Origin of the sequence: Candidatus Phycosocius bacilliformis (genome assembly GCF_003112735.1) — a bacterium.
Lineage (GTDB): Bacteria > Pseudomonadota > Alphaproteobacteria > Caulobacterales > Aquidulcibacteraceae > Aquidulcibacter > Aquidulcibacter bacilliformis.
Window position 1 is genome coordinate 151,769 of record NZ_BFBR01000002.1, and the last position, 26,043, is coordinate 177,811.

Genomic DNA, 26,043 nt, shown 5'->3' on the forward strand with positions numbered 1-26,043 from the left:
GATGGCCAAGATTGCGCTGATTACCCATCCAGCCTGTTTCGAGCATCGCCCGCCAGCAGGTCATCCAGAATCGCCTGAGCGCCTGGCCGCCGTCCTAACAGCGTTATCCGGGCTCGACGATCTCATCCGTCTCGATGCTCCATGCGCAGAAAAGGCTGACTTAGTCCGACTGCATCCAATAGATCATGTTGAGCGCTTGATGGCCCTTGAGCCAAAACAAACGGGTCAGAAGCAACAATTGGATCCTGACACCTATATGTCTGCGGGCTCGATTGAAGCAGCCCTACGCGCAGTTGGGGCGGTCAAAGCAGGGATAGATGGGCTCATGGCGGGGCAGTTTGAGCGCGCGTTTTGTGCCACACGCCCGCCTGGCCATCATGCTGAAGCGCGCAAGGCGATGGGCTTTTGTCTATGGAATTCAGCTGCGATTGGTGCGCTTTATGCCCGAGCACACTATGGCCTTGAGCGGGTTGCTGTTGTGGATTTTGACGTGCATCACGGCAATGGCAGCCAAGAGCTGGCTGAGCTGGATGCTGAGTTCTTTTGTGCCTCTATCCATCAAGGTGGCATCTATCCTGGCACAGGTCATGCAGCCGAAACCGGCCAAGGCAATCTGGTCAATGTGCCTATGCCGTCTGGTGCAGATGGATCTGCGTGGCGAGCGGCCTTTGCAGAAACAATTCTGCCGGCCTTGGCCGCCTATCGTCCCCAGATCATCATTGTATCAGCTGGGTTTGATGGCCATCGCCTGGACCCGCTTGCAGGCCTGAATCTTGAGGTAGATGATTATGTCTGGGCCACAGAGCGCCTCTTAGATGTCGCAGAAGGTAAGCTTGTTTCCACATTGGAGGGGGGGTACCACTTGCAGGCGTTGGCGGCCTGTGCTTTTGCCCATGTCAGGACATTGCAGACCTATAAAGCGCGCTCTGGGGGCGGATTAGCGGGTGTTTGAGACCAAATTGGAAGATCTTGGGTCGCAGGCTGATTCGCGCGTGGCAAACCACCGGGTCCCGCCACCTCTTGGCTCGAGCGATACACCCATGATCGTGATCGCGCGTCACGGTCGCCCGGCATTGGATCGGCATATCTGGATCAATGCCAATCAATATATTGATTGGTGGGCCCAATATGATGCCGGCGGGCTCGCCGAGGGCCAAATCGTGCCGAACGGGCTGATACAGGCACTGCAGGCGTGCAAAGTTATCGTCTCCTCAACGCTGCGTCGGGCGCTTGAAACAGCCGCCATGGCAGCCCCAGGGCGGGATGTGATTGTGGATCCGCTTTTTGTCGAGGCCCCATTGCCGCCACCAGATTTGCCCGACTTTATTCTGTTCAGACCCCGTTTCTGGGGAGTGGTGGCCCGGATCAGCTGGCATTTCGGCAATCACCGCGGCCAGGAAAGCCGCAAGGAAGCCGAAGTGCGTGCAGCCAAGGCCGCAGACTGGCTGATTGCGGAGGCCATGAAATCCGGCAGCGTGGGTTTGTGCGCCCACGGCTGGTTTAACCGGATGATGCGGCCTCATTTATTGGCCCGAGGCTGGGTTTGCGTCTATGACGGACGGGATTCGCACTGGTCGCATCGGGTCTATCGACCGCGCCCGAAATAGGGCAGGGGCTAGAGGAAATCCACTTGCATTGATGGGCTCGGACGTTGCACAGTCTGTCTGCCCACCAATGGCGGGACAATTGAGGGATGTGAATATGTCGGGTGCCGCAGATGCCAGTCAGACCAATCTTGCCGAGCTGAGCTTTGAGGCCGCCCTCGACGAACTCGAAAATCTCGTTGCCAAGCTTGAGTCGGGTCAGGCCAGTCTTGAGGAATCCATCAGCCTTTATGAGCGCGGTGCCCTCCTGAAGGCCCATTGCGAAGATCGGCTGAAGCGCGCTCAAATGCGGGTCGATCAGATTGTTGAAAGCCCTCAAGGCGTTGGCCTTGAGCCGGCCCGCCTCGGTTGAGGCATTCCAGCATGGACCTGCCGGTCGACCTCGACAAACGTCTGGAAGAAACCGCTGACCGGATCACTGTCGCGCTTGATACTTTGATCCCACGGGTTCAAGGTCCCGAAGCCCGCTTGATGAGCGCAATGCGCTATGCTGCGCTGGGTGGTGGCAAAAGGTTGCGCCCCTTCCTTGTATTGGAAACCGGACGCTTGTTTGGTGTGGATGAGCGTTGTTTGCTGCGCGTGGCAGCTGCCTTGGAATGTATCCATACCTATTCGTTGATCCATGATGATCTGCCGTGCATGGATGATGATGATATGCGCCGGGGTCGGCCAACCGTACACATCGCCTATGATGAGGCCACCGCCATTTTGGCTGGCGATGCCCTGCTGACAATCGCCTTTGAAATCCTTGCCGATCCCCAAACCCACGCAGACCCCAATATTCGTATCGCCTTGGTGGCTCGCTTGGCCGAAGCCTCGGGTGCGCGCGGCATGGTGGGTGGTCAAATGATGGACATGATTGCAGAAGAATTGGGCGATGACATTGCTGCGGTCACGCGGATGCAGCGGCTCAAGACCGGCATGTTAATCACCTATGCCGTCGAAGTGGGTGCCTTAATGGGGCGCGCCAGCGACGAAGCCCGCCACGCCCTGTCGGCCTATGCTCATGATTTGGGCTTGGCCTTTCAAATCACCGACGACATTCTTGATGCTGAAGGCAGCGAAGATGAGGTTGGTAAGGCTGTTGGCAAGGATGAGGGACGTGGCAAAGCCACATTTGTGAGCCTTTTAGGCCTTGAAGGCGCCAAACAGCGGGTTAGTTTATTGGCTGATCAAGCCCGCGCCCATTTGTCGATGTTTGGGGCACGCGCGCATTATCTGAACCTCATCATCGACACGATCATACAACGTCGTGCATAAGCCCCCGGCGTTGACTTCAGCTTGTTTGCTGGGGTCGCAGAATAAAGAATTATAACCATGCCACCGATCACCCCTGCGCTTGATAAGATCAGCTCTCCCAAAGACCTTAAAGGCCTAACACTTGGCGAATTGCGCCAAGTTGCCGACGAGTTGCGCAATGAGACGATTGATGCGGTCTCGGTCACTGGCGGGCATCTTGGGGCTGGCCTGGGTGTGGTCGAACTAACGGTGGCACTTCATCATGTGCTTGATACACCCAAAGATGTTTTGATCTGGGATGTTGGGCATCAGGCCTATCCACATAAGATTTTGACCGGACGGCGTGACCGCATTCGCACATTGCGTCAGGGGGGAGGCTTGTCTGGCTTCACCAAGCGCAGCGAAAGCATCTATGACCCGTTTGGCACTGCCCATGCCGCCACCTCGATTTCAGCCGCTTTGGGCTTTTGTGCGAGCCGCGATTTGCAAGGCGGTGACCACACGGTCGTTGCGGTGATTGGAGATGGCTCGATCACCGCCGGCATGGCCTATGAAGCGATGAATAAGGCAGCTGAAACCAGCAAGCGCCTCATCGTGGTGTTAAACGACAACGACATGTCGATTGCCCCGCCTGTGGGGGGCATGAGCCATTATCTTGCGCGCTTGGTGTCGGGGACGGGCTATCGCACCCTGCGCAAAGTTGGCAAACAGGCCGCGTCGGTCTTTCCAAAGCCGCTGCAAGAAGCCGCCCGTAAGGCCGAAGAATATGCCCGTGGCATGGCAACTGGCGGCACCTTTTTTGAGGAATTGGGCTTTTATTATGTCGGCCCCATTGATGGCCATGACTTGGAAGCTTTGGTTGGCGTTTTGGAAAATGCCAAGAAAATTGAAGATCGCCCGGTGCTGGTCCATGTCGTAACCCAAAAGGGAAAGGGCTATCTGCCCGCCGAAGCCGCCGACGACAAATATCATGGCGTGGTGAAGTTCAATGTGATTACCGGCGAACAGGCGAAGTCCAAGCCTAATGCGCCGAGCTATACCCGCGTCTTTGCCGATTCCCTTGTCAAACTGGCTGAGGCGGATGACAAGATTGTGGCGATCACCGCGGCCATGCCATCGGGCACAGGTCTTGATGTGTTTGGCAAAGCCTTTCCAGGCCGCACCTATGATGTGGGGATTGCTGAGCAGCATGCGGTGACCTTTGCGGCAGGTCTGGCAGCAGATGGCATGAAGCCCTTTGCTGCCATTTATTCCACCTTCCTGCAGCGCGGCTATGACCAAGTTGTCCATGATGTGGCGATACAATCCTTGCCCGTGCGCTTTGCAATGGACCGGGCAGGGCTTGTGGGCGCGGATGGTCAAACCCATGCTGGCAGTTTTGACATTGGCTTTATGGGGGCTTTACCCGGCATGGTGCTGATGGCGGCTGCCGATGAAGCTGAACTGGCTTTGATGACCGCCACGGCCGCAGCCATTGATGATCGACCCAGCGCCTTCCGCTATCCCCGCGGTGAAGGTGTTGGCGTTGAGATTCCCGTCATCCTCAACCCATTGGAGATTGGCAAGGGCCGCATCGTGCGGGAGGGTGGCAGCGTCGCCATTCTATCGTTCGGGACACGCTTGAGTGAGAGCCTGCTCGCTGCGGAGCAATTGGCCGCCATGGGCCTGCCCACCACGGTGGCTGACGCCCGATTTGCCAAGCCGCTTGACCATGATCTGATCCGCCAGCTTGCCCGTCATCATGAAGTCCTGATCACGATCGAAGAAGGCGCTGTTGGCGGCTTTGGGGCCTTTGTGCTGCACTTCCTCGCGTCTGACGGCCTGTTGGACCGGGGATTGAAGGTCCGGACCCTGACTCTGCCCGACATTTTCCAAGATCATGACAAGCCAGACTTACAATATCGTCTGGCAGGTCTGGATGCCGAGGGTATCGTCAATACAGTACTTCAGGCTTTGGGTCGGGATGCGCGACTGGATGGGACTGGGTTGCGGGCTTAGACCTTGATGAAGATATTCTTCCGGTAAAGCAGCCACATCAGGAACAACCACAGGGCAATGAAGCAGATCGCAAACATGAGCGACGCATTCATCGGGCTTGCCAAGGGGGCAAAGACGCCGTCGTAAATCGTGGTTTTGAGTGAGATGAGACTCCCATCTGCGGCTGTGCTGCCTGGGACCATGTTCAAAACGCGACCCAGCATGCCTGAGCCAACAAACAAGGCCAGCGCATTGACCCCGAATATCACAAACGGCTTGGTCCACCACAAATTGCCCTTGATATCGATCAACCAATAGCAGACGCCCAAAACGCACATCGCCATGCCAGCCATGAACACCGCATAGGAAGAGGTCCACAAGCCCTTGTTGATTGGGAAAATGCCGCCCCACATCCAGCCGAGTGTGAGCAGCACAAAACCCCACACCATCATCTCAGCCACTTTTGTCTCATTCGATTTGGGCGACTGGATCAATTGGCCCGTCAATACCCCAAATAGGCACGTTGCAATCGCGGGCAGGGTTGAAAGCAGGCCTTCGGGATCATAATGCGGTGAGCCTTTCCACATATGCGCGCCCAGAACCAGCCGATCGATCTGACCGGACAGGTTTCCTTCAGGGGTGAGATTACCAGCCCCACCCCACATCATCAGCGCCCAATAGCCAAAGAGCAAGCCCGTCGCTGCCAAGATCAAACCGCGTGGGCGAAGCCACAAGAACAAGACAGAGGCAAAAAAGAAGCAAAGTGCCAAGCGCTGGAGTACGCCCATGATGCGCATATCAGACAGATGGATCCAATCACCCTTCATCCAATTGTAAAACGGGAAGAGGGCCAGAAACAGGCCAAGGCCGAACAAGGCTGCCGTTCGTCGGGCCAATTGCACATAGACCGCCCATCCTGCTTGGCCTGCAGCGCGCCGTCGTTCCAGCGCAATCGGAATGGCAATGCCCATGATGAAGATGAAGAAGGGGAAGATGGTGTCGGTAAAGGTCCAACCGTGCCAAGCCGCGTGCTCCAAAGGCGGATAAATGGCACTCCACGTTCCCGGATTATTGACCAGCACCATGGCACCGATCGTGGCACCGCGGAAAACATCCAGCGAAACAAGGCGGTTGGCAGGCTGACTCATCGAGATTGGCTTTCTTCAATTGCGGGCTACTGGCGCTGTTGTTACCGATGTTCACGCCAGCTTGCACGGATTTTCTGCGCTGAAATCGTGAGTTTGTTGGCCCAAACCGCTCGATAAGATCACATTTCTGCGAGAGGCCGGTTCCCACCAATCAGATTAAGCTGACGTTTGCGTCAACGTTAGCCGCTAATGCGCGGAATCCGCTTGATCCCGGCGCGCTTCACACTATGATCTTTACGAACACAGGCAGCACCCGCCCAAAAAAGTGTGCGCCTAAAGGGAGCGTCCGATGAACCTTGCTTTTACCGACGAAGACATTGCTTTCCGCAACGAGATCCGCGCCTTCATCGAGGAAAATTATCCCGCACGTTTGCGCGGCTTTGCCGATCGTGATGACATGGGTAAAGAGGACTTCCTCGAATGGCACCGCATTTTGGGGGCTCGGGGTTGGTCGGCTCCGGCGTGGCCAACCCAATATGGCGGTCCCGGTTGGGGCCCCACGCAGCGCTATATCTTCGGTGAAGAACTTGCCCGCGCCCAGACTGTGCCCATCCTGCCGTTCGGCATCAATATGGTCGGCCCGGTGATTTATACATTCGGGACACAAGAGCAGAAGGACCGCTTCTTGCCACCCATCCTGAAGGGTGAGGAATGGTGGTGCCAAGGCTATTCAGAGCCCGGCTCTGGTTCGGACTTGGCAAGCCTCAAAACCAAGGCAGAGCGCGATGGCGACTATTACATCGTCAATGGTCAAAAGACCTGGACGACATTGGCCCAGCATGCCGATTGGGGCTTCTTCCTCGTGCGCACCAAGTTTGACGGCAAGCCACAAGAGGGCATTTCCTTCCTGCTGATCGACATGAAGACCCCCGGCATCACGGTCCGCCCCATCATCACCATTGATGGCGGCCATGAAGTCAATGAAGTGTGGCTTGAAAATGTCCGCGTGCCTGTCGCCAATCTGGTTGGCCAAGAGAACATGGGCTGGACGTGCGCGAAGTTCCTGTTGGCGCACGAGCGGTCGGGCATTGCTGGGGTTGCCCGCTCTAAAGTTGGGATCAAGCGCTTGAAGGAATTGGCACGCGCTGAGACCATGGAAGGGGCGAGCCTGATCGAGGATGCCGATTTCTCACGCAAGATTGCTGAGCTGGAAATCGATCTGACCACGTTGGAAATCACCGAATTGCGCACATTGGCGCGCGAGCAAGCAGGCAAGGGCCCTGGCCCTGAATCCTCTATCCTGAAGATCAAGGGGACCGAGATTCAGCAACGCTTGACGGAGCTGGCCATGGAAGCGGTTGGCAATTATGCCGCCCCCTATGTGCGCGGCTTCCGCGGCGATGGCGACAATATGGCCGTTGGCCCCGATTATGCGCACTGGACCTCGCCCAATTACTTCAACATGCGCAAGACCTCGATTTATGGCGGGTCAAACGAAATCCAGCGCAACATCATCGCCAAGATGGTATTGGGGCTTTAGGCATTTCCGCATGTTATCGACCAAAGGCCAGAGCAGACGCTCTGGCCTTTTTGTGTGGTGAGTTGCCTGCTCGCCGGGTGGGGTGTGTTCCATCAGGAATGCACCAATTCAGTCGCGGCGGCCTTGGGTTTGGCTTTTTTCCACTTGGAAAGCCTCCATAGAAGGCTTTGCCTACGCGAGGCTTCGAAGCAAGCGGCGAGCGGATTTAAGGCCTCCCAAGTCAAGAAATCATTCAAAATCGGCTTGACCATAGTGCATTCCAAGGTTGGAATGCACACTTTGGCGCGGAGCGCATTACTTTGAGTTTCTGACAGATGCCGGCACCATTCCCGCGTCGATTGCATTTTGTATTTGGCCCCTAATCGCCGGCCAAGAGCAGACATTGATTTTGGGTACAACCAAATTAGCCCAGACATAGTCAAATTCAGAATATACCGAACAACCGAAAGTCGGATCGGTTGAAAAACACCCAATTAAAGTGTGCGGATCGGGAATAACGAAAACCCACAGGCTCGTGTCTCCTTTTGGTGGCATGGCTAGAGTGCTTATCTCTCTTCCGAAACGGTCATGATCAACCACTTTAAACAAACGTTGCCCGCAGGAGTTTTTTCCGATTTCTTGCCCGTATGCCGAAAAGTCTAAATCATGCAGATTCTCAATCGGAACTATAGAGGAAGAAGTCCGCGGAACTTTTCTCCTTATCCAAAGACCCGAATTGAATAGCGCCGGTTGTGATTGGAGGCGAAAATCTCGAATGAAGAAAACGTTAGGTCCATTGTCTTTTGATAGCATAATAGTTTCTGGTTGATTGAAGACCTTAGGTGAATCTGGATTTCCAAAGTTGCTGTTGAGCCAATCTTGTTCGGTTTCTTTGGCTGCAATATTCGGCCGTTCAACATCTCCGCGACACGCATTCACAAAAATTAAAACAGCAATGGCTGCTAGCGCTCGGATTGCGTATCTATAGTCGAGAGGTCTGTTCACCGCTCCCTCCCAACTTCCGAAGTCGCTTTAGCAATAAGTGGCAACACAAAGTCAATAATCCGCCGATACATAGTGGTGATCTTAACATTTGCGGCCATGACCGGCGACAAAGCATAGCTTTTTCCAAATGCGACAGCCAAAGGCGGCAATTTCGCATTCCTAGTTTTATCAAGCAGCCACAAACTCTCCCCCCTTTCCATAAATATGTAAGCGACTTGAGAACTAAAATCCAAACGCTTGAAGGTGGCTCAATTCGTAATCAACTAAACGACCTAAAGCCCAGGCACGCTTAAAAGTGTTCTGTTCGAGGCTTTCACTCTAAGGTCGAGCTTCAGCGTGTCAAGCGGAAGTAATAAACAAGCTTGAGGAGCTCCAATGTTTTCACTCCATGTAGTCTGCCCGCTTCTTGGTACGCTTCGAAAACCTCGATTTGCCGGTTCATTCGCGGCGGCTTTGCTTTTTGTATCTGCCACTTACAAGGCCTTTGCCGCAGGCTGTGCCTGCGCAAGCTTTAAGGCAAGCGGCGAGCGGATTGAAGGCATCCCAAGTCAAGAAATCATTCAAAATCGGCTTGACCATAGTGCATTCCAAGGTTGGAATGCACCCTTCGGCGCGCAGCGTATCGCCAACCAAAACCGTGTCATCCCGGACGGCGAAGCCGATCCGGGATCTTTTGCTGCACGTGCGCAAGGGGGTCCCCGCTCTGCGCTGCGCTCCGGCGGGGATGACAGCGATTTTGGTTGAGGGTTTTTACCTGGACTTACTTTGGTGATCCAATTGTTCCACCAGACCGCCCACCAACAATCGACTTTGGCCTATGGGGCAGGCACAACCTGCGCCAAAACGGTTCTAGATAAAAGCCAACCAAAACCGTGTCATCCCGGACGGCGAAGCCGATCCGGGACCTCGTGACGCAAAGGCGCATGTGCGCAATGGGGTCCCCGCTCTTCGCTGCGCTCCGGCGGGGGATGACACGATTTGTTTGGAAAAAAGTTTCACCGAGGCAGTCCATAACCCGAAGCGCATTCGCCATTCCCCACGCAAAGGCGGATCGTCAGACGGTCTATAAGCCGGGTTTTGTCCAAGGGGGTGAACCCTCTGGGCGACCATTCATCTGGGACCCTGTTCGCACAGGGCCTCGTGCGACCTACCCGGACACGCCAACCCGCAAACCGGCCGTAACCGGGCAAGCCCGGCTACATGGTGTCCCTATTCGGTCTTGCTCCTGGTGGGGCTTGCCGTGCCTCCTTCCTTACGGTCCGAGCGGTGGGCTCTTACCCCACCGTTTCACCCTTACCCGTCTGATCGAAACCATTGGGGCGGTCTATTCTCTGTGGCGCTATCCCTAAGACCCGGCCTGACGACCCGATCCCGGCGGGCCTTACCCGCCACCATGCTTGCGTGGAGCCCGGACTTTCCTCCCTTGCGCCCTTTCAGGCCGTGCAAGAGCGGCCGCCTGACCGTCTGACCTGCTCACAATGGGCTAAGATCAGGCCGGGCGCAAGATCGCGGCCACGCGGCCCACCAGAGAGACAGTCTCAACATCGACGAAGCCATCGACTTTGCTGGGGCGGAACCGGCGCTGAAACGCCCGCAATACAGCCCGTGTCTCGGTATCCAAAATGCCGTTGACCGTCAGCCCATAGCCAATGGTGGCAAGCCCGGTTTGTACAGCCGCAATGCCCCGGTCCATCATGCCATCTTGGTCAAACAGATTGCGCTGGTCGCCATCTTCAAGCGCGGGTTCGGGCCAGATCGACAAGCCAGCATCGGCAAATCGTTTCCACGGAAACTTTTCACCCGGATCGGACTTGCGCATCGGGGCAAGGTCGGAATGACCGATAATGTGGTGGCGGTCGAGGCCATGGCGCGCCATGATCTGGGCCACCAAGCTCATCACAGCCTCGATCTGCACATCGGGATAATCGGGCAAACCAAAGTCATCTCCGCCATTGGCAATCTCAATCCCAACGGAGGCTGAATTGACATCTGTCTCCCCATCCCAAAAGCCGCGCCCGGCATGCCATGCCCGTTTGGATTCATCGACCAATTGGAACACGCGGCCGTCTTCATAGACGAGATAATGACTTGAAACCCGACTCATCGGCGCGGGAACCAATGTGGTGGGTGCTGGTGTTCCATCCGGCAGAAGCGGGTTGGTGGGAATGTCATTGACATAGGCGGTGCGCATGGGCGCGGGATCTGACAAGACGCGCAGAGCCGCATCAGCACTCTGCATCCCGGTATAATGAAGCACCACGAAGCGGATCGGCCGCTTGCGCTCATCAAAATTGGGGGAGGGGGATTGGATGATCTCAAGCGGCATGACAACACGTTTCCGGCTTTGATGACGGTGGCGGGCGGGATTGGGATTGCCAAGCATACGGCGCTTTACCCTGTTTTGGCCTGCGCAACCGCATCGTTGGGCAGGCTCTTGTTTTCACGCGCTGCGACCAGAAACACGCCTGCCAATGTCAGGCCGCCGCCGATCAGAAGTTTCAACGTAACAGGTTCATGCAGGAAAACCACCCCAGTTGCCACTGCAATCACCGGGGTCATGAGGGTCAACGGGGCAAGCAGAGTGATGTCGTATTTCTTGACCAATTGATAATAGGCTGAGTGGCCGAAAATCGACACCACCACGACCGAGAACACAATCCCCACCCAGACGTGCATGGGGGCATGAATCAAGGCGTGGATTTGCCCCTGTTCAAGGAAAGCAGACAGAGCAAACAAGGGAGCAAAAGACAAAAGACCCACCCAAGCCTGCAGGTTCAAAGCTGGAATGGGCTCAAGCCGTTTCATCAGGATCGAACCTGCCGCTCCGATGAAGGCGGAAGCCACCACATAGAGCAAGCCAAGCTCAAAACTGAACTTGCCTGGTTGATAAAGAATGGCGATCACGCCGGCAAAAGCGAGGCTCATCCCCAAGGTTCGCCGCCAGCGCACTTTCTCTTGCAAAAAAATGATCGACAAAATGGTAACGATCGGCAGACCGATCTGTCCAACAATTGCCACCGCGCTCGCTGGGGCAGCTTGCAGGCCTAGGAACAAAAGTGCGAAATGCACGCCGCCGATACACATAGCAATCGCAAACACCAATCCAAATTGGCGTGGGAATGGTCGCAGGAAGGGCGACAGCAATAGGGCCAAGCCCAAAAATCGTAATCCAGCCAGAAAAATCGGTGGCACATCGGCAACCAACCAGCGGGTCAACGGTAGGTTTAACCCCCAAGCAATGCAACAGGCCAAGAGGAGGAGGAAATCAGCAGGACGCATACCGGTCTCGTTTCATAATGGAGCCGTGCAGGTCAATCAGACAGAACACGCTTTGGCATAACCTTTGGCATCAACTTGGCATTGGAATCAGGTTCAGGCGTGAGAAGGTTCGTTGTTGACCGCCAAATGGCCTCAATCGGGTCAACAAGTCTCGCCACGCCTAACTTAAGGCACACTCATTTTGAGGCTGAGGTGAGTGCGCTGGCTTAGCGCCCAGTTGTATCCACGCTCCAGCCCCGACCGGTGCGACGGGCTTCAAGCGTGACAACGGCTCGCCGTGGCGGGGTACGAAAATTGGCCAAAACAGCCCCCGCAAAGCCAATGATCAAGCCTGCAAAGGCCAATGCCATCATCCCAAACCCAACCGCAGACACGATCAGCAATCCAGAAATAAGGGCGACTGTGCTGTGCAACATGGACCGGGCAGTGTCAGAAAGTGAGCGCATGGGCAAGAGATTGGCGCGTAATTGATTAACGTCAAGTGTTCGGGGGCAGAAAACCCGCTTGCGCCCTGTTTTTCCCCAAGCTGTGCCTCAGGTAACCCGCAACGTCGGCGCAGTGCGCACGATGATTAATGTGCTGCTGCAGGCGTGGCTTCGCCTTGCTGCCGGTTGTGACGGGCTTTATCGGCGCGGCTCGCCTTGATCTCTTCATAAGCTGCATTGATGGCCGCAGTCTTTTCATGGGCGGCCTTGATAAACTCAACCGGCGCACCGCGCGCAATAAAGCGGTCTGGGTGATTCTCAGACACACAGCGCATCCAGGCTTTACGAATATCCTCATCACTGGCCTGGATGGAGACTGAGAGAATTGTGTAGGGGTCAGGTGCCCGATCCGGAAAATAGGGCGCTGAAATGCGGGCAAACTCAGTTTCGGTAAAGCCGAAAAAGTCAGCCACTTTTTCCAGATAGCTCAACTCGCCAGAAGTAATCGCCCCATCAGCGGCGGCCACCGCAAACAGAACATCCAGCACATCTTCGAGCAAACATGGTTTTGTCCGGTAACGCTTACCAATCCGCCGCGCATAGCCTTCATAGCCATGCACTGTTTCCTGCGCCAATTTGAAAAGACGGTCGAACATAGGCCGTTCGTCTGGCGCAATTGGGAAAGCAGCGCGAAAGGCCGCGGCTTCATCCAGGGTGGATTTGCCGTCCGCGCGCGCCATTTTGGCCGCCAACGCCACAACAGCGGCGGCAAACTCTGTATCATGGGGATCCGGCGCACAGGGATCGACCGGATGATGCTCCGCGCCATAGTCCGCATTGGCATGATGAAATGCATGACCAGCCAGATCAAGGAGGCGTTTCCAAAGTGACATTGCTCATGCTTAGCACGGCGTCGAAGCAGCTGACGAGCCCTTGTGTCAAATTTTCCAGTGACGTTAACCATATGGTACTGGTCATACGTTTTTCTTTCGCTTACGACATGTAATCGTTTTTTGGGACGTCGCCATGGACAAGATCATAGACCTTGATTGGCTTTCGCAACAGGTAGGCTTACCGGTTAGTTTCTTAATTGGAATTCCCGTCTTTATGGCCGTTATTTTGACCTTAATGTCCATGACCTCAAGTCGGCAGGGGCAAAACTATAAATCTCTTGGGAATGACGGTGGCGTCAATATTGGTAATTGGCTGATCGGAATTTTGTTTTTGTTTTTACTTGGGTTTTTGGTCATTACCTATCTGCCGAAGAGTTAAACAAGTTAGGGTGGAAGTTTTATTGACGCCTTTGCCGTCAGTTTAACTGTCGAGGTAAGAGAGTCTTTTTTCTTCTGTGCGAAACAGGGTTTGCTTCCAAGGAGCGCCCATGTTTGCCGATTTGATTTTTCTGCTTCACCAGATTCCTTCAACCATACAGACATCGACGCTGGCGTTTCCGGCCAGCCTGATTGTTGGTCTGCATTATCTGGGCAAGCGACATCAGCCCAAGCCTGCAGTCTATTATGATGTGAGACGACAGGACCGCTTAGCGGCTCAAGAGACCGTCTCCCCCAACTTCTCGCGCTTCATGGCTTTTCTGGGCTTTTTGGTGGCTGGTATAAGCTTTGCCTATCTGGCCTGGCCTGACCAAGCACGCTTTTATGCCGAAACAGGCTTGCAAATGTTCCAGCAGGCGGCAGGCAACTTTGGGGCCTGACAAAAGCCTACTGCAGACGTGACTGGACGTGTGATTTTCGCACGATATAGCCATATCTAAAGAATAACGTGCGAATTTTGCGCGTTACTGGAGATGGGCTGATGGATGTCGTCTGGTTTCGCAATCGCATGAAGGAAGTGGGGGCAACCCAAGAAGACATTGGTGCGGCGATTGGCCGAGACCGCTCTGCTGCAAGTCGGCTCTTGTCAGGGGCGCTTGAATTCAAGGCGGCCCATGCCGCGCCTCTAGCCCAGGTTTTGCAAACAACAACAACTGAAATTCTGATGCGTGCAGGTGTGGCCCTTGATGTGGCAAGCCCTGCGCGAGCTGGTTTGCCCCATGCCCGGGTAGAGGCTGCCATTGAGGCGTTTGCCGCTGGTGAAATCATCGTTGTGACTGACGATGATGATCGGGAGAATGAAGGTGATCTGATCATGGCTGCCAGTTTGTGTACGCCGGAAAAGATGGCCTTTATTGTCCGCCACACCTCGGGCATTGTCTGTGCGCCGCTGACCCGCGAGATAGCCCGCAAACTGCGCCTCGATCCGATGGTCGCTAATAATGATGCACCGTTATCGACCGCCTTCACCGTCTCAGTTGACGTGCGCCACGGCACCACAACCGGCATTTCGGCCGAGGATCGCACCAATACGTGCCGTGCTTTGGCCAATCCAAACATTGGTGCGGCAGATTTTGTTCGTCCCGGCCATATATTTCCGCTGATTGCGCGCGATGGCGGGGTCTTGGTCCGCACCGGCCACACCGAAGCCACTGTCGATCTGTGCCGAATGGCAGGCCTGCCCGAAGTGGGTGTCATTTGTGAGATGATGAATGATGATGGCACCGTGATGCGTGGACCCCAAGTCGCGGCTTTTGCAGCGACCCATAACCTCAAACATGTCTCAATTGCCGAGATGATTGCCTATCGCCAATCGCGCGAGAAACTGGTGGAGCGCGTGTCGAGCTTTGTGGTGGAGACAGACGATGGGCCTGTTCAAGGTTATGCCTATGCAACACCATTTGATCCGGTCCATCATTTGGCCTTTGTGGTTGGCAAGATTGGGGCAGGCGACCATGTGCCCACGCGTTTGCACCGAGCCGATGTGGTCAAAGATGTTTTTGGCGGCGCCCCTGCAATCAAGGCTGCCATGGCAGCGTTTCGTGAAGAAGGCCGGGGGGTCTTGGTCTATCTGCGCGATGGCACGGTCGGGGTACCCTTCCAAAGCCATGGCGAAACCGAATCCGAAACCCGTCGCCTACAAACATGGCGTGAAGTCGGCGTCGGCGCTCAAATTCTGCGCGATCTCGGCGTGCATTCCATCAAGCTCTTGACCCGGACAACGCACAAATTTGCGGGCTTACGTGGCTTTGGGATCGAGATTGCCGAAGTCGACAGCCGCTAGCTTTGCTTGGCCCGCTCAAGATTAGCGTGGTGGTTTCTAGGCTTTCGATTGAGTCCGGCTTATCGCAGCCTTTGGTCCCGCATTGACGTGCTCAACCGATCTTGAGGCATGGATTCCGGCCGTCCTAGACGTCAGAAAACCGGTTGAGGCCCCACGGGCTCCAAGGTCACATTATTTCCCTGCAACCTGCTATCCTTCGCAGGGAAGGACAGCAGATCTTGCCTCTCAGGCCGCTGCAGTTTCAGGCTTTTCAACCGCGATACGTTGGGCATTGACATAATCAATCTTGCCAGTGCCCAAGAGTGGAATGTCCTCAACCTTCAAAATACGTTTGGGAAGTGCCAGTTCGGCTGCCCCATTGGCTTTATACCAAGCCAAGAGATCCGCCCGCTCTGCCTGGGCAAAATCGGTCAACAAGACGATCTGCTCGCCCTTTTTGGGGTCCTGCACAGCAACAGCGACATGGAGATTGTCTGGCCAGCAGCTGGTGGCGTAATTTTCAACGGCCGTTAGCGAGACCATTTCGCCGCCAATCTTGGCAAAGCGCTTCACCCGACCCTTGATGGTCAGGAACCCATCCTTGTCGATGGCCACCACATCGCCGGTATCATGCCAGCCACCGGGGAGGGGCTGGATTTCGCCTGGCGCATCCACACGCACATAGCCGCGCATGAGGTTCGGCCCCCGCACAAACAGACGGCCACCGCCATCAATGCCCGGTATGCTTTCAAGCCGCCATTCGATCCCGGGTACCAAACGTCCGCAAGTGCCGGGTCGGTTGTTATGATCGGGTGTATTCACCGCAATGATGGGGGACGCCTCGGTTGCCCCATAACCTTCCACGATGGGAACATTAAAGCGGTTCAGCATGGTTTGGCGGGTTTCTTCCTTCACCCGCTCAGCCCCGCAAACAATGAAGCGCAGGCTGTTGAGGTCACCTTCATCGGCTTGGCGCGCATATTGATTCACGAACGTATCGGTGCCGAACAAAATCGTTGCCTGTGTCTCGCGCACCATTTTCACGATGTTCTTGGCTTGCAGCGGTGACGGGAAAAGCACGCACTTCATGCCTTGCAGCAAGGGCAGGAAGGTCCCGCCCGTCAGGCCAAAGCAATGGAAGATTGGCAGAGGATTGAACACAATGTCCTCTGGATTGAGGTCAACATGGCCTGCGACCTGCTCGACATTGGCCACCAAATTGGCATGGCTCAGAGCCACACCCTTTGGAATACCCTCCGTGCCTGACGTAAACAGCATGACCGCAGTCGAATCCGGGTCAGTCTTCACGCGCGCTATGAATGGGGCTGTCGCATCCAAAAGGCCGCGAGCCTTATCCAGCCCCGTCAAGCTCTCACGAACATCTTCAAGATAGACGATTTTGTAATCCTTGGCCAAATCAGCGACGAGGCCAGTCAGATTGGCTTGATCGACAAAGCGCTTGGCGGTCAGGATGGTGCGGACTTGGGCAGCGTTGCACGCCGCACGAATGTTTTTAGTGCCCGCGGTGAAATTCAACATGGCTGGGGTGCGTCCAAAGGCCATGAGGCCGAACAGTGCTACCATCCCACCAGCAGAATTGGCGATCAAAACACCAACATTTTCCCCGGGCTCTGTTAAGCCTGCCAGCTTACGACCTAGGACAAATGAACCTAAAATCAATTTGTTATAGGTTAGAGGCGTGCGATCAGCATCCTCAAGTATTTCCTTGTTTCCGCCAAAGCGGCCACGCGCTTCAAGCAGGGCATCAAACACAGTGCGCCGAGTACGGGCAACATCATAGGGGCGAACAGGCATGTTGGGGTCCTAGGGTGCGTTTCCTCTTGAGCGGCCTTGCGGCATGTCTCCGCCCGCTTTAGGCCGTCCGATTTGGCGCGAAGCTAGCGTGCTCACACAAGATTGCAATTTGTTTCAGCAATGAGGTGCTGAACAAGACGTGTTCGGTCTGTGTCTGGATTGTGAAGTTGTCGTTTGCAGACAAAGGCTCAGCATGCCACAAAGCCGTTATGAAAAATGTGCGTTTGTTAGTCCGCGTCGCTGTCGCTTTCGCTTTTGCCTGCCTGTTCAGTCAGAGTGTGGCGGCCCAGCCTATTCAACAGACAAAGGGTGATTTCCAAGACAAGTTCCGCCAGCTTGATCCTGAAGATGCACCCACGCCGAATGATTATCGCACCGCATCGGGTGCGCCTGGTCATAAATACTGGCAGCAGAAGGTCGACTACAAGATTGCGGTTACGCTTAACGAACCCACACGCACGCTCAGCGGTGGAGCAGATGTCACCTACACCAACAATTCGCCAGATACGCTGACCTATCTGTGGTTCATGCTGGACCAGAATGACGTAAAAAAGAACTCGATCGCCGAGCTGACGCGCACGATTGAGGATAATGGGCGGGTGAGTTTCGATTCGGTCCGTCGGATGCAGGCGATCCGCGACACAGCCGTTTCAGGCTTCAGCGTGACAGCGGTTAAGGCGGTCAATGGCTCTGCTTTGGTGCATGATGTGGTCGATAGCCTCCTGCGTATCGACTTGGCCGAGCCTCTCAAGCCCGGGCAAAGCGTCAATTTCCGGATCGAGTGGTCTTTGCCCCTGCGTGATGCCCGCCTGATCGGAGGGCGGTCGGGCTATGAATGTTTCGACAAGCCCGATGCTGATGGCAATTGTATCTTCTTGGCTGCCCAATGGTTCCCGCGTGCAGCTGTCTATTCCGATTACGAAGGCTGGCACAATAAGAGCTTCCTTGGACGTGGGGAATTCACGCTTGAGTTTGGCGACTATGAGGTGGCTATCACGGTACCGGCAGACTTCGCTGTTTCGGCGACGGGAGATTTGGTGAATGCAGGCGATGTTTTAAGCCCAAGCCAGCAAGCCCGACTTGCTCAAGCGCGAACAAGCTACAAAGACCCAGTCTATATCATAACGCCACAAGAGGCGGCAGCGGCTGAAAAATCAGTGGCTGCTGGTGTCAAGACTTGGCGGTTCAGGGCTGCCAATGTCCGCGATTTTGCGTGGGCGGGCTCACGGAAGTTTATCTGGGACGCCATGGCCGTCAAACAGCCCGGAGCCAATGACGTTCTGGCCATGAGTTTCTTTCCAAAAGAAGGCGACCCATTGTGGTCTGCCTATTCCACCAAAAGCATTGCCCATACCATCCGCGTGTATGGCCGTATGACTTTTGCCTATCCCTATCCGGTGGCCCAGTCGGTGAATGGCCCAGTCGGCGGGATGGAATATCCGATGATCACCTTCAACGGGCCACGGCCTGAGAAGGATAAGGCGGGCAATCTGTCATACTCAGATCGCACCAAATATGGCCTGATCAGCGTCATTATCCACGAAGTGGGCCACATCTGGTTCCCGATGATGGTCAATTCTGACGAGCGCCAATGGACCTGGATGGACGAAGGCCTCAATACCTTCCTGCAATATGTCGCTGAACAGGAGTGGTCGGAAGCCTATCCATCGCGTCGGGGCGATCCGCGCGACATGACCGAATATATGCGCTCCAGCGACCAAGTGCCGATCATGACCCAGTCGGATTCCATCGTGCGTTTGGGCGAGAACGCCTATGGTAAGCCGGCAACCGCGCTGGTTATTCTGCGCGAGACCGTGATCGGTCGGGCGCGATTTGATCGGGCCTTCAAGGAATATGCGCTGCGCTGGCGGTTTAAGCGGCCCACACCTTATGATTTCTTCCGGACCATGGAAGAAAGCTCTGGCACGGATCTGGATTGGTTCTGGCGGGGTTGGTTTTTTTCAACCGATCATGTCGACATCAGCCTTACCAATGTGCGGGAGGGGACGATCGACACACAGGACCCAGACGTTGAAGCTGCCCGCCGCATTGCCGAGCGTGATGCCAAGCCAATTGAACTGGGCCAGCTCAATAATGCCGGCATGACCACCTTTGTGGCCCAGGACCCTTCGTTGCGGGATTATTATGACCGCACCGACCCCTTGGCAGCCACCAAAGGGCAGAAGTCGCGCGCAGCAACCGCCCGTGCGGCCTTAAGCCCGCAAGAACGTGCCGTCCTCGACCTCAAGGACCGCATCTATATTCTCAATCTGGAGAATAAGGGCGGGCTTGTTATGCCTGTCATCGTCAAATTCACCTTCAAGGACGGGACAACCGACATCGTCGCCATTCCCGCGGAAATTTGGCGCTTTGATGCCCGCAAGGTCAATTGGAGCTATTTGAGCGCCAAGGAAGTTGTTCAAGTTGAGCTTGATCCACGTCAGGAAACCGCTGACGTGAACCGCTCAAATAATTATTTCCCAACCCGCATCGAGCCAACCCGCCTTGAGGTCTTCAAATCTACCCAAGGTCCACGCAATCAGATGCAAGACAATGATTTGGCGGTTAGCCAAGGCTCGCTTGAGACGACACCGGCAGTGACACCCAAGCCCGCAGTTGGGGGTGCAGGAGGCAAATCTGAGCGCCCAAACTAGGCTCAACAGCTGGATTTTTGCGGGGGTCGGGCTTTGCCTGGCCCTTGGCTTGCCGCCTTCGGCCCAAGCCCACCGCCTTGAGGCGGCCCTGAGCGTGGTTGAAGTCAATCCGTCCAGCGGGATTTTGGAGATCACCCACAGACTCTATGCGCATGATCTTGAGCATGCACTCGATCTGGGGCCGATCGGGGCTGGCTATTTTGAAACGCCTGAAGGACGAGAGGCTATCCGCCTCTACAGCCTTCGCCAATTCCAGATCGGGGATGAGAAGGGCAGGCCGCTGCCCCTGACTTTCATCGGTGCCGAGCTATCCGGCGATCTTCTGTATGTCTATTTTGAAGCCGGTCGATATCGCGGGAAGCGTTTGACACTTGATTCCAATCTGTTGCAGGATTTTACCGCAGCACAAGTCAATCAGATCAATGTGCGCCGCAATGGCAAGACGGTTTCAGCGCGGTTTGCCGTCGGCACCCCAGCCCAAATCCTCGCGCTGCCGTGAGAGCCCATACCTGCTCTGCAAGAGCAGATGGCCCCAGACCTTTCCTTTTGGCCCGAAAGATCGCATTTATCCATTATGGTCACGCTCATCGACACTCAGGCTAAACGCGCCGCCCGCCATCCTGAAAAGCAAAAACGGCCCGACAGCGTCATTCTGCGAAAGCCCGAATGGATTCGCGTACGTGCGCCTGGCGGGTCGGTGTTTGAACAGACCAAATCCATCGTGAAAGAAAACCGGCTCGTTACTGTATGTGAAGAGGCGGGTTGCCCAAACATAGGTGAGTGTTGGAGCAAAAAGCACGCGACCATGATGATCATGGGCGACACGTGCACGCGGGCCTGTTCATTCTGCAATGTCAAAACTGGCAAGCCAGACGCGCTCGATCCTGAGGAACCCGCCAATGTGGCCCGTGCCGTCGCAACGATGGGCCTTGAACATGTGGTGATCACGTCGGTTGATCGCGATGACCTTGATGATGGCGGGGCAGCCCATTTTGTTGCGACAATTGCAGCAATCCGGGCTGCGGCACCGCGCACGACAATTGAAATCCTCACCCCAGACTTCTTGCGCAAAGCAGGGGCAGCAGAGGCGGTGATTGACGCCAAGCCGGATGTGTTCAACCACAATCTGGAAACCGTACCCCGGCTCTATCTCTCCATCCGTCCTGGGGCACGCTATTATGCCTCGCTGCGCCTTCTGGAACGTGTGAAGGAACGCGATCCTCAGCAATTCACCAAGTCGGGCCTGATGGTAGGCCTTGGTGAAACCAAAGAAGAAGTCATGCAGGTGATGGACGACATGCGCTCGGCTGGCGTCGATTTCCTGACGATTGGCCAGTATCTGCAACCCACACGCAAGCATGCCCCAATCGACCGCTTTGTGACCCCGCAAGAGTTTGAGGCCTATGAGACCATTGCCCGCACCAAGGGCTTCTTGATGGTGTCCGCCTCGCCATTGACCCGATCCAGCCATCATGCGGGGGAGGATTTCGCCCGGCTGAAGGCCGCTCGCGCCGCCCTGGAGGAACAGCACCGCTCGTGAGCCGGTTTGAAACCCGTGAGCTTTTGCCCTTTCGTCCAGATGATTTGCTGGACTTGGTCAGTGATGTGCCCGCCTATGCCCGCTTTCTGCCCTGGGTGAAGGCCGCGCGGGTCAGTCAAGTCCGCCCGCTTGATCGGGGCCGCACTTTCATTGGGGAAGCTGTGGTTGGCTACAAGGCGTTCCGGACCCAGTTTTCCACCCATGTTGATGTGGATCATGTGGCGCGGACTATCTCGACCCGCCTGATCAACGGGCCCTTCAGCTCACTGAATTGTGTTTGGGCTTTCAATCCCACTGACTCAGGCACCTTGGTCGATTTGACCTTGGATTTTGAGTTTTCAGAGCCTTTTTTAGCAGATTTGTTGCGCGCCAATATGAATAAGGCGGTTTCGCGCTTGATGGACGCATTTACCGCAGAAGCCAAACGCCGATATGCCCTCATTGAATAGAAAGGAATCAGCTTTAGTGCCTACAAATTAAAGCAAATGATTCATCAAACAGAAGGGTGCCGCACGTGACCGATGCGACAGTGAATAATGAGCTACCGCCCACAGCCGTGCCGCCTTCTGCCTTAATCCGCTCTGCTGGTTGGCTCTATCCGGCAACCACATTCTTGTCAGCGGGGCTCCTATTCACCCTCCAGCCCTTGTTTGCCAAGATGCTGACGCCACTCATGGGGGGAACGCCTGCGGTTTGGAACACCGCTTTGGTATTTTACCAGGGAGCTCTCCTGCTGGGCTATCTTTACGCCCATGTGATTGCTACGCGTCTGGCCCCCCGCCAACAATTGATCGTGCATGCTATTGTGTTGGTGATTGGTTTGGCCTTTCTGCCAATCCGCGTGACCGATTTGATGGGCCCGCCCAATGTGGCAAGCCCAGTTGGCTGGACTTTAGGCGCGCTTCTTTTGTCGCTGGGCGGGCCGATCTTGGCGATTTCTGCCACGGCACCCTTGATTCAAGCTTGGCGGGCTCGGCTTGGCGATGCGGTGGACCCTTACCGCCTTTACGCGGCCTCTAACTTGGGCAGTTTTGCCGCTTTGGCAGCGTTTCCGTTCCTGATCGAGCCTTTGATTGGGGTCAAGGTACAGTCTTACATCTGGGCGGCTGGCTATGTGGTTTTGATGATCGCGCTCATGGTGTCAATCTGGGCGGTTCCAGCGTCCAGTCAGGCTCCCCGTGAGGTGGCAACCACAGCCACGAGCTGGAAGGATCGCTTGATCTGGGTTGGCTTTGCAGCACCGCCTTCGGCCTTGTTGGTGGCAGTCACCACTCATTTGACCACAGATGTCGCCTCGGTGCCCTTGATCTGGATTCCCCCGTTGGCCTTGTTCCTGCTGACCTTTGTGGTGGCGTTTTCGGCCCTAGGCGACAGGCTTACAGATATCGCAACACCAATGAAATTCATGGTGGTGTTTCTGTTGGCCGCGGTGATGGCAGCAAGCATTGATGCAGGCCTGATCGGACTGGTCATCCATTTGGTCGCATTCTTCCTAATCGTGCTCTGTTGCCATCTTGAATTGGCATCACGCCGACCTGAACCGGCGCGCTTGACCGAATTTTATCTGTGGATGTCCTTGGGCGGCGTTCTTGGCGGAGCCGCAGCAGCCTTGCTGGCCCCCGTGGCACTGAATACGACAATCGAATATCAATTGGCCTTGGTCGCAGCCTTAGCGGTCGCAGGCTGGCAACGTTCAGATGTTCGGAAGTCCATTCCAGCTGTATTGCTGGCTGTCGGTGCCGCTTATTTCTACCAGCACCTTTATGATGTTGTGTACTGGCTTCAAGAAACTGTGCCGGTGCGCTCTGCAGCGACCGAAGAGGGCAATTTCTTCTGGTGGGATTTCTTTGTCCTTGATAAGCCACAAGTGGCAGCAGCGACTTTATGCGCGGTCCTGGCGGTTGCCGCCCTGATGTCCAGTCGCTCAACTGCTATTGTCACCGCGATCGGTGCCTTAGCCTTGCTCTTGCCAGTCTATAATGAGGATGGTGAGGGTGTACGTTATCGCGAGCGAAGCTTTTTTGGTGTTCTGGAGATTGAAGATCATGGCGAAGCCCCAACAGGCTGGCGCTTCCTTTCTCATGGCACAACATTGCATGGAGTCATGAGCCTTGACCCCAATCGCAATCGCGAACCCATGTCCTATTATTATCGGGAAACCCCGATTGGTTTGTTGTTTGCCGAGGCCACTGAAGCCAAACCAACCACGCTAAAGGCGGGTGTGATCGGCCTCGGGATGGGTTCGACAACATGTTATGCCAAGCCCGGGCAGGACTGGAAGATTTTCGAGATCGATTCTGATGTGGTCGAAGTTGCCACAAATCCAGAATTGGTTGGGTTTGTGAACCGTTGCGCACCTGATGCTAAGATTATCTTGGGTGACGCGCGGTTAGAAATGCAGAAGCAGCCTGATAATTGGTTCGATATCCTGCTGGTCGATGCCTTCTCATCTGATGCCATTCCAACCCATATGATCACGCAAGAAGCGATTGGTAGCTTCATGAAGAAGATGGCCCCAGATGGGGTGATGATTGTGCATATCTCCAATCGCTATCTCGATTTAGGACCGATTGTGGCCGATGCCGCTCACAAATTGGGTTATGTTGCGATGGATGGATCACGTGATGGCGACATTGATAATCCCAATGCAGACACCGGCGTGCGCGCTATTGTCATCGCCCGGACACCGGAACGATTGGCTCGTTACCAACAACCGGTGTGGACGCTGATGATGCCCAGCAAAAATCCCAAGCCTTGGACAGACGATCACACCGATATTTTGCGTGCCCTTATGCATGATTGATGAAAGTGCAGACAGCAAGTTTGAGACTTACCAGACATCGGAAGTCCTTTGGGATGACATGATGGGGGTGACTCTTGACGTGTCTTAAGCCACCAACCCCTCATGCAGCATGCGCAGGGCAACCCGGATTGCTTCCATCCGCACATTGTCGCGCCCAATGTCGCCAAAATGATGCTCCTCATGCCGGATAGCGCGGTTTTCTCGGGCACTGGCAAAATGGACAAGCCCAACGGGCTTCATGCCGGTCCCACCGCCGGGGCCTGCAATGCCGGTAATGGCGACTGTCAGGTTGGCCCGGCTTTCCTGCAAAGCCCCTTCGGCAAGAGCGCGCGCAACAGGTTCTGAAACAGCACCAAAATCGGCGAGTAGATCGCCTGGAACATGGAGCATCTCTTCCTTGGCACGGTTTGAATAGACCACAAAGCCGCGCTCAACGACCGCAGAAGAGCCGGCAATCTCTGTCAGAAGGCCCGCAACCAGACCACCTGTGCAGCTTTCTGCTGTCGCGATCTTTATCCCTCGGGCTTCGGCGTCGCCAATGAGCAGGCGGGCTGCCATCTCGAGGTCTGGTGGGAATATCGACATGACACATTTCCTGGCAAAATCCGCCCATACCCCGGGCAGGGGGCAAAGGTCGGCATTCAAGGTAGATCTGGCGCAAGTCCTGCTTGGGCGGATCAAGCTCTAAACAGAGCCTGCACCAGGTGCGAGAGCATAGTCGGCGGGCAGCAGGATCGTTGCGGTTGCTTGGGCGGCAATCCCTTCGGATCGACCGGTGAACCCCATGCCTTCAGTGGTCGTCGCCTTGACCGAAACCTGACTCTCCTGCAGCCCAAGAAGGGTAGCAGTTTGATGTATCATGGATTGCCGGTGCGGGCCTATCTTTGGACGCTCGCAAATCAAGGTCAGGTCCACGTGATGGATGCGGCCACCGGCCTGTTGTACCATTTGACCGGCATGAGCGAGAAAAATACTGGAGGCTGCCCCCCGCCATTGCGGGTCACTGGGCGGAAAATGATGACCAATGTCACCCGCTGACAGCGCGCCATAAATTGCATCGGCCAAACTGTGCCAGGCAACATCGGCATCCGAGTGGCCTGCAAGTCCCCGTGTGTGGGGGACTTCCACACCACACAGGGTCACAAAATCACCATCAGCAAAGCGATGTGCATCAAAGCCGGTACCAATGCGTGGCAAGAGGGGAACTGCAAGCAGGCGGGCCATGCGGTCTATATCCTCGGGCCAAGTGATTTTATCAAGAAGCGGACTGCCAGCTACCAGAGTGACCTCGGCACCTGCAGCCCGCGCCACAGCCACATCATCGGCAAGGCCTTGATCAGGCAACAGGTCACGATAAGCCTTTTGGATACAGTCAAAGTCAAATGCCTGCGGAGTTTGGATACGCACAAGCCCGTCGCGCGGTTGGCTCTGGCCAATGGCTTGTTTTTCAACACGCCAAAGCGCATCGGCGACAGCAAGACCGGGCGCTGCGCCTTGTGCACCTGCCTGTAAGGCCGCCAGCAAAGCGTCCAGCACGTTTTGGGAAAGCCCAGGACGGGCGGCATCATGGATAAAGCAATAATCTGGTGAGAAGGGGGCTGCCGCCGCAAGACCTTGGGCGACCGATTGGGTTCGGGTGGCACCAGCTTCAGCCAAATGAATCGGGATGCCCGTCGCTATTTCGCCGACAATTTCGGCCTTGTCGGGTGCACAGACCACGATAATGGCGCAAAAGCGTGGGTCGCTGTGAAATGCCTCTAAGCTCCAGCGCAAGACTGGTTTGCCGGCCAAGCTCTGATATTGCTTCGGTAGGCCTTGGTTTGCGATGGACCGCGCACGCGATCCAGTTCCGCCAGCAACCACGATGGCAACAGCCCGCGGGCCAAGTGAAATGTGTGCAGCCATGGTGCATGGTTTAGCGGCAACCAAGCTTACTTGCCAGCCCATGCCACCCCCGCCATGCAGAACAGGGGGACACCAAGTATGAACCCCGCTCTTGGAT

At 55.6% G+C, this 26,043-nt stretch carries 24 protein-coding genes and 1 other RNA gene; 15 read left to right on the top strand and 10 right to left on the bottom strand.

Features of this window, described 5'->3' with window-relative positions:
- Position 1: 1 nt before the first annotated feature.
- From PbB2_RS04000 to dxs, 5 genes are all read left to right on the top strand, one after another.
- The gene (locus PbB2_RS04000; protein ID WP_108984016.1) at positions 2–952 is read left to right on the top strand and encodes a histone deacetylase family protein; all 951 of its coding nucleotides are present in this window, start codon (positions 2–4) and stop codon (positions 950–952) included.
- Positions 945–1,607, top strand: coding sequence for a histidine phosphatase family protein (locus PbB2_RS04005; protein ID WP_238164844.1), 663 nt, complete (start codon positions 945–947; stop codon positions 1,605–1,607). The genes PbB2_RS04000 and PbB2_RS04005 overlap by 8 nt, the downstream gene beginning before the upstream one ends.
- A 67-nt stretch (positions 1,608–1,674) precedes the next feature.
- Positions 1,675–1,956, top strand: a complete 282-nt coding sequence (locus PbB2_RS04010) for an exodeoxyribonuclease VII small subunit (protein ID WP_420887449.1) — start codon at positions 1,675–1,677, stop codon at positions 1,954–1,956.
- An 11-nt stretch (positions 1,957–1,967) separates the two neighbouring features.
- The gene (locus tag PbB2_RS04015; RefSeq protein ID WP_108984017.1) at positions 1,968–2,864 is read left to right on the top strand and encodes a polyprenyl synthetase family protein; all 897 of its coding nucleotides are present in this window, start codon (positions 1,968–1,970) and stop codon (positions 2,862–2,864) included.
- Positions 2,865–2,921: 57 nt separating this feature from the next.
- Positions 2,922–4,841, top strand: a complete 1,920-nt coding sequence (gene dxs, locus PbB2_RS04020; RefSeq protein WP_108984018.1) for a 1-deoxy-D-xylulose-5-phosphate synthase — start codon at positions 2,922–2,924, stop codon at positions 4,839–4,841.
- Here the strand turns inward: dxs and PbB2_RS04025 are convergent.
- The gene (locus PbB2_RS04025) at positions 4,838–5,968 is read right to left on the bottom strand and encodes an acyltransferase family protein (RefSeq protein WP_108984019.1); all 1,131 of its coding nucleotides are present in this window, start codon (positions 5,966–5,968) and stop codon (positions 4,838–4,840) included. The two genes, dxs and PbB2_RS04025, sit on opposite strands and share 4 nt — an antisense overlap.
- Positions 5,969–6,257: 289 nt before the next feature.
- Here PbB2_RS04025 and PbB2_RS04030 point away from each other — a divergent pair, with 289 nt between their 5' ends.
- Positions 6,258–7,448: an acyl-CoA dehydrogenase family protein gene (locus PbB2_RS04030; RefSeq protein ID WP_108984020.1), complete on the top strand. Its 1,191-nt coding sequence runs from the start codon at positions 6,258–6,260 to the stop codon at positions 7,446–7,448.
- 294 nt (positions 7,449–7,742) lie between these two features.
- Here PbB2_RS04030 and PbB2_RS15865 read toward each other — a convergent pair whose 3' ends face one another.
- The gene (locus PbB2_RS15865; RefSeq protein WP_133245707.1) at positions 7,743–8,432 is read right to left on the bottom strand and encodes a hypothetical protein; all 690 of its coding nucleotides are present in this window, start codon (positions 8,430–8,432) and stop codon (positions 7,743–7,745) included.
- Between the two features lie 375 nt (positions 8,433–8,807).
- Between PbB2_RS15865 and PbB2_RS04045 the strand changes: the two genes are divergently transcribed.
- Positions 8,808–9,176, top strand: coding sequence for a hypothetical protein (locus PbB2_RS04045; RefSeq protein WP_133245708.1), 369 nt, complete (start codon positions 8,808–8,810; stop codon positions 9,174–9,176).
- A gap of 306 nt (positions 9,177–9,482) precedes the next feature.
- Here PbB2_RS04045 and rnpB read toward each other — a convergent pair.
- From rnpB to PbB2_RS04070, 5 genes are all read right to left on the bottom strand, one after another.
- An RNA gene (gene rnpB, locus PbB2_RS04050) (RNase P RNA component class A) lies at positions 9,483–9,900 on the bottom strand.
- 21 nt (positions 9,901–9,921) lie between these two features.
- A complete protein-coding gene (locus PbB2_RS04055; protein WP_108984290.1) occupies positions 9,922–10,758 on the bottom strand; it encodes an N-acetylmuramoyl-L-alanine amidase in 837 nt (278 codons plus the stop codon).
- Positions 10,759–10,823: 65 nt separating this feature from the next.
- Positions 10,824–11,711, bottom strand: coding sequence for a DMT family transporter (locus tag PbB2_RS04060; protein WP_108984024.1), 888 nt, complete (start codon positions 11,709–11,711; stop codon positions 10,824–10,826).
- A 206-nt stretch (positions 11,712–11,917) separates the two neighbouring features.
- Positions 11,918–12,157 (bottom strand): hypothetical protein, encoded by a 240-nt coding sequence (locus PbB2_RS04065; RefSeq protein WP_108984025.1) that lies wholly within the window; start codon positions 12,155–12,157, stop codon positions 11,918–11,920.
- A 125-nt stretch (positions 12,158–12,282) separates the two neighbouring features.
- Positions 12,283–13,029, bottom strand: a complete 747-nt coding sequence (locus tag PbB2_RS04070; RefSeq protein ID WP_108984026.1) for a J domain-containing protein — start codon at positions 13,027–13,029, stop codon at positions 12,283–12,285.
- Between the two features lie 133 nt (positions 13,030–13,162).
- Between PbB2_RS04070 and PbB2_RS04075 the strand changes: the two genes are divergently transcribed.
- From PbB2_RS04075 to ribB, 3 genes are all read left to right on the top strand, one after another.
- On the top strand, positions 13,163–13,408 hold the full coding sequence (locus PbB2_RS04075; protein WP_108984027.1) for a hypothetical protein: 246 nt from the start codon (positions 13,163–13,165) through the stop codon (positions 13,406–13,408).
- A gap of 109 nt (positions 13,409–13,517) precedes the next feature.
- Positions 13,518–13,847 carry a hypothetical protein gene (locus tag PbB2_RS04080; RefSeq protein ID WP_108984028.1) on the top strand — a complete coding sequence of 110 codons (330 nt, stop codon included), beginning with the start codon at positions 13,518–13,520 and terminating at the stop codon, positions 13,845–13,847.
- Between the two features lie 101 nt (positions 13,848–13,948).
- Positions 13,949–15,250 (top strand): 3,4-dihydroxy-2-butanone-4-phosphate synthase, encoded by a 1,302-nt coding sequence (ribB, locus tag PbB2_RS04085; RefSeq protein ID WP_305790438.1) that lies wholly within the window; start codon positions 13,949–13,951, stop codon positions 15,248–15,250.
- A 225-nt stretch (positions 15,251–15,475) separates the two neighbouring features.
- Here the strand turns inward: ribB and PbB2_RS04090 are convergent, their stop codons facing one another.
- Entirely contained in the window at positions 15,476–17,044 is a 1,569-nt protein-coding gene (locus tag PbB2_RS04090; RefSeq protein ID WP_108984029.1) for an AMP-binding protein, read from the bottom strand.
- A gap of 209 nt (positions 17,045–17,253) precedes the next feature.
- Here PbB2_RS04090 and PbB2_RS04095 point away from each other — a divergent pair, with 209 nt between their 5' ends.
- The 5 genes from PbB2_RS04095 (at position 17,254) to PbB2_RS04115 (ending at position 24,041) form a co-directional block, all read left to right on the top strand.
- Entirely contained in the window at positions 17,254–19,698 is a 2,445-nt protein-coding gene (locus PbB2_RS04095) for a M1 family metallopeptidase (protein ID WP_108984030.1), read from the top strand.
- Positions 19,699–19,747: 49 nt separating this feature from the next.
- The gene (locus PbB2_RS04100; protein ID WP_133245709.1) at positions 19,748–20,197 is read left to right on the top strand and encodes a DUF6702 family protein; all 450 of its coding nucleotides are present in this window, start codon (positions 19,748–19,750) and stop codon (positions 20,195–20,197) included.
- Between the two features lie 75 nt (positions 20,198–20,272).
- Complete coding sequence (gene lipA / locus PbB2_RS04105) at positions 20,273–21,238, top strand: lipoyl synthase (RefSeq protein ID WP_108984032.1); 966 nt, start codon at positions 20,273–20,275, stop codon at positions 21,236–21,238.
- Positions 21,235–21,687, top strand: a complete 453-nt coding sequence (locus PbB2_RS04110; RefSeq protein WP_192576152.1) for a type II toxin-antitoxin system RatA family toxin — start codon at positions 21,235–21,237, stop codon at positions 21,685–21,687. Before lipA ends, PbB2_RS04110 begins: the two co-directional genes overlap by 4 nt.
- Before the next feature lie 65 nt (positions 21,688–21,752).
- A complete protein-coding gene (locus tag PbB2_RS04115; RefSeq protein ID WP_108984034.1) occupies positions 21,753–24,041 on the top strand; it encodes a fused MFS/spermidine synthase in 2,289 nt (762 codons plus the stop codon).
- 84 nt (positions 24,042–24,125) lie between these two features.
- Here the strand turns inward: PbB2_RS04115 and PbB2_RS04120 are convergent, their stop codons facing one another.
- Both PbB2_RS04120 and ispF read right to left on the bottom strand, forming a co-directional pair.
- Positions 24,126–24,620, bottom strand: coding sequence for a CinA family protein (locus PbB2_RS04120; protein ID WP_305790446.1), 495 nt, complete (start codon positions 24,618–24,620; stop codon positions 24,126–24,128).
- A 105-nt stretch (positions 24,621–24,725) separates the two neighbouring features.
- A complete protein-coding gene (gene ispF / locus PbB2_RS04125; protein WP_108984292.1) occupies positions 24,726–25,946 on the bottom strand; it encodes a 2-C-methyl-D-erythritol 2,4-cyclodiphosphate synthase in 1,221 nt (406 codons plus the stop codon).
- Positions 25,947–26,043 lie beyond the last annotated feature (97 nt).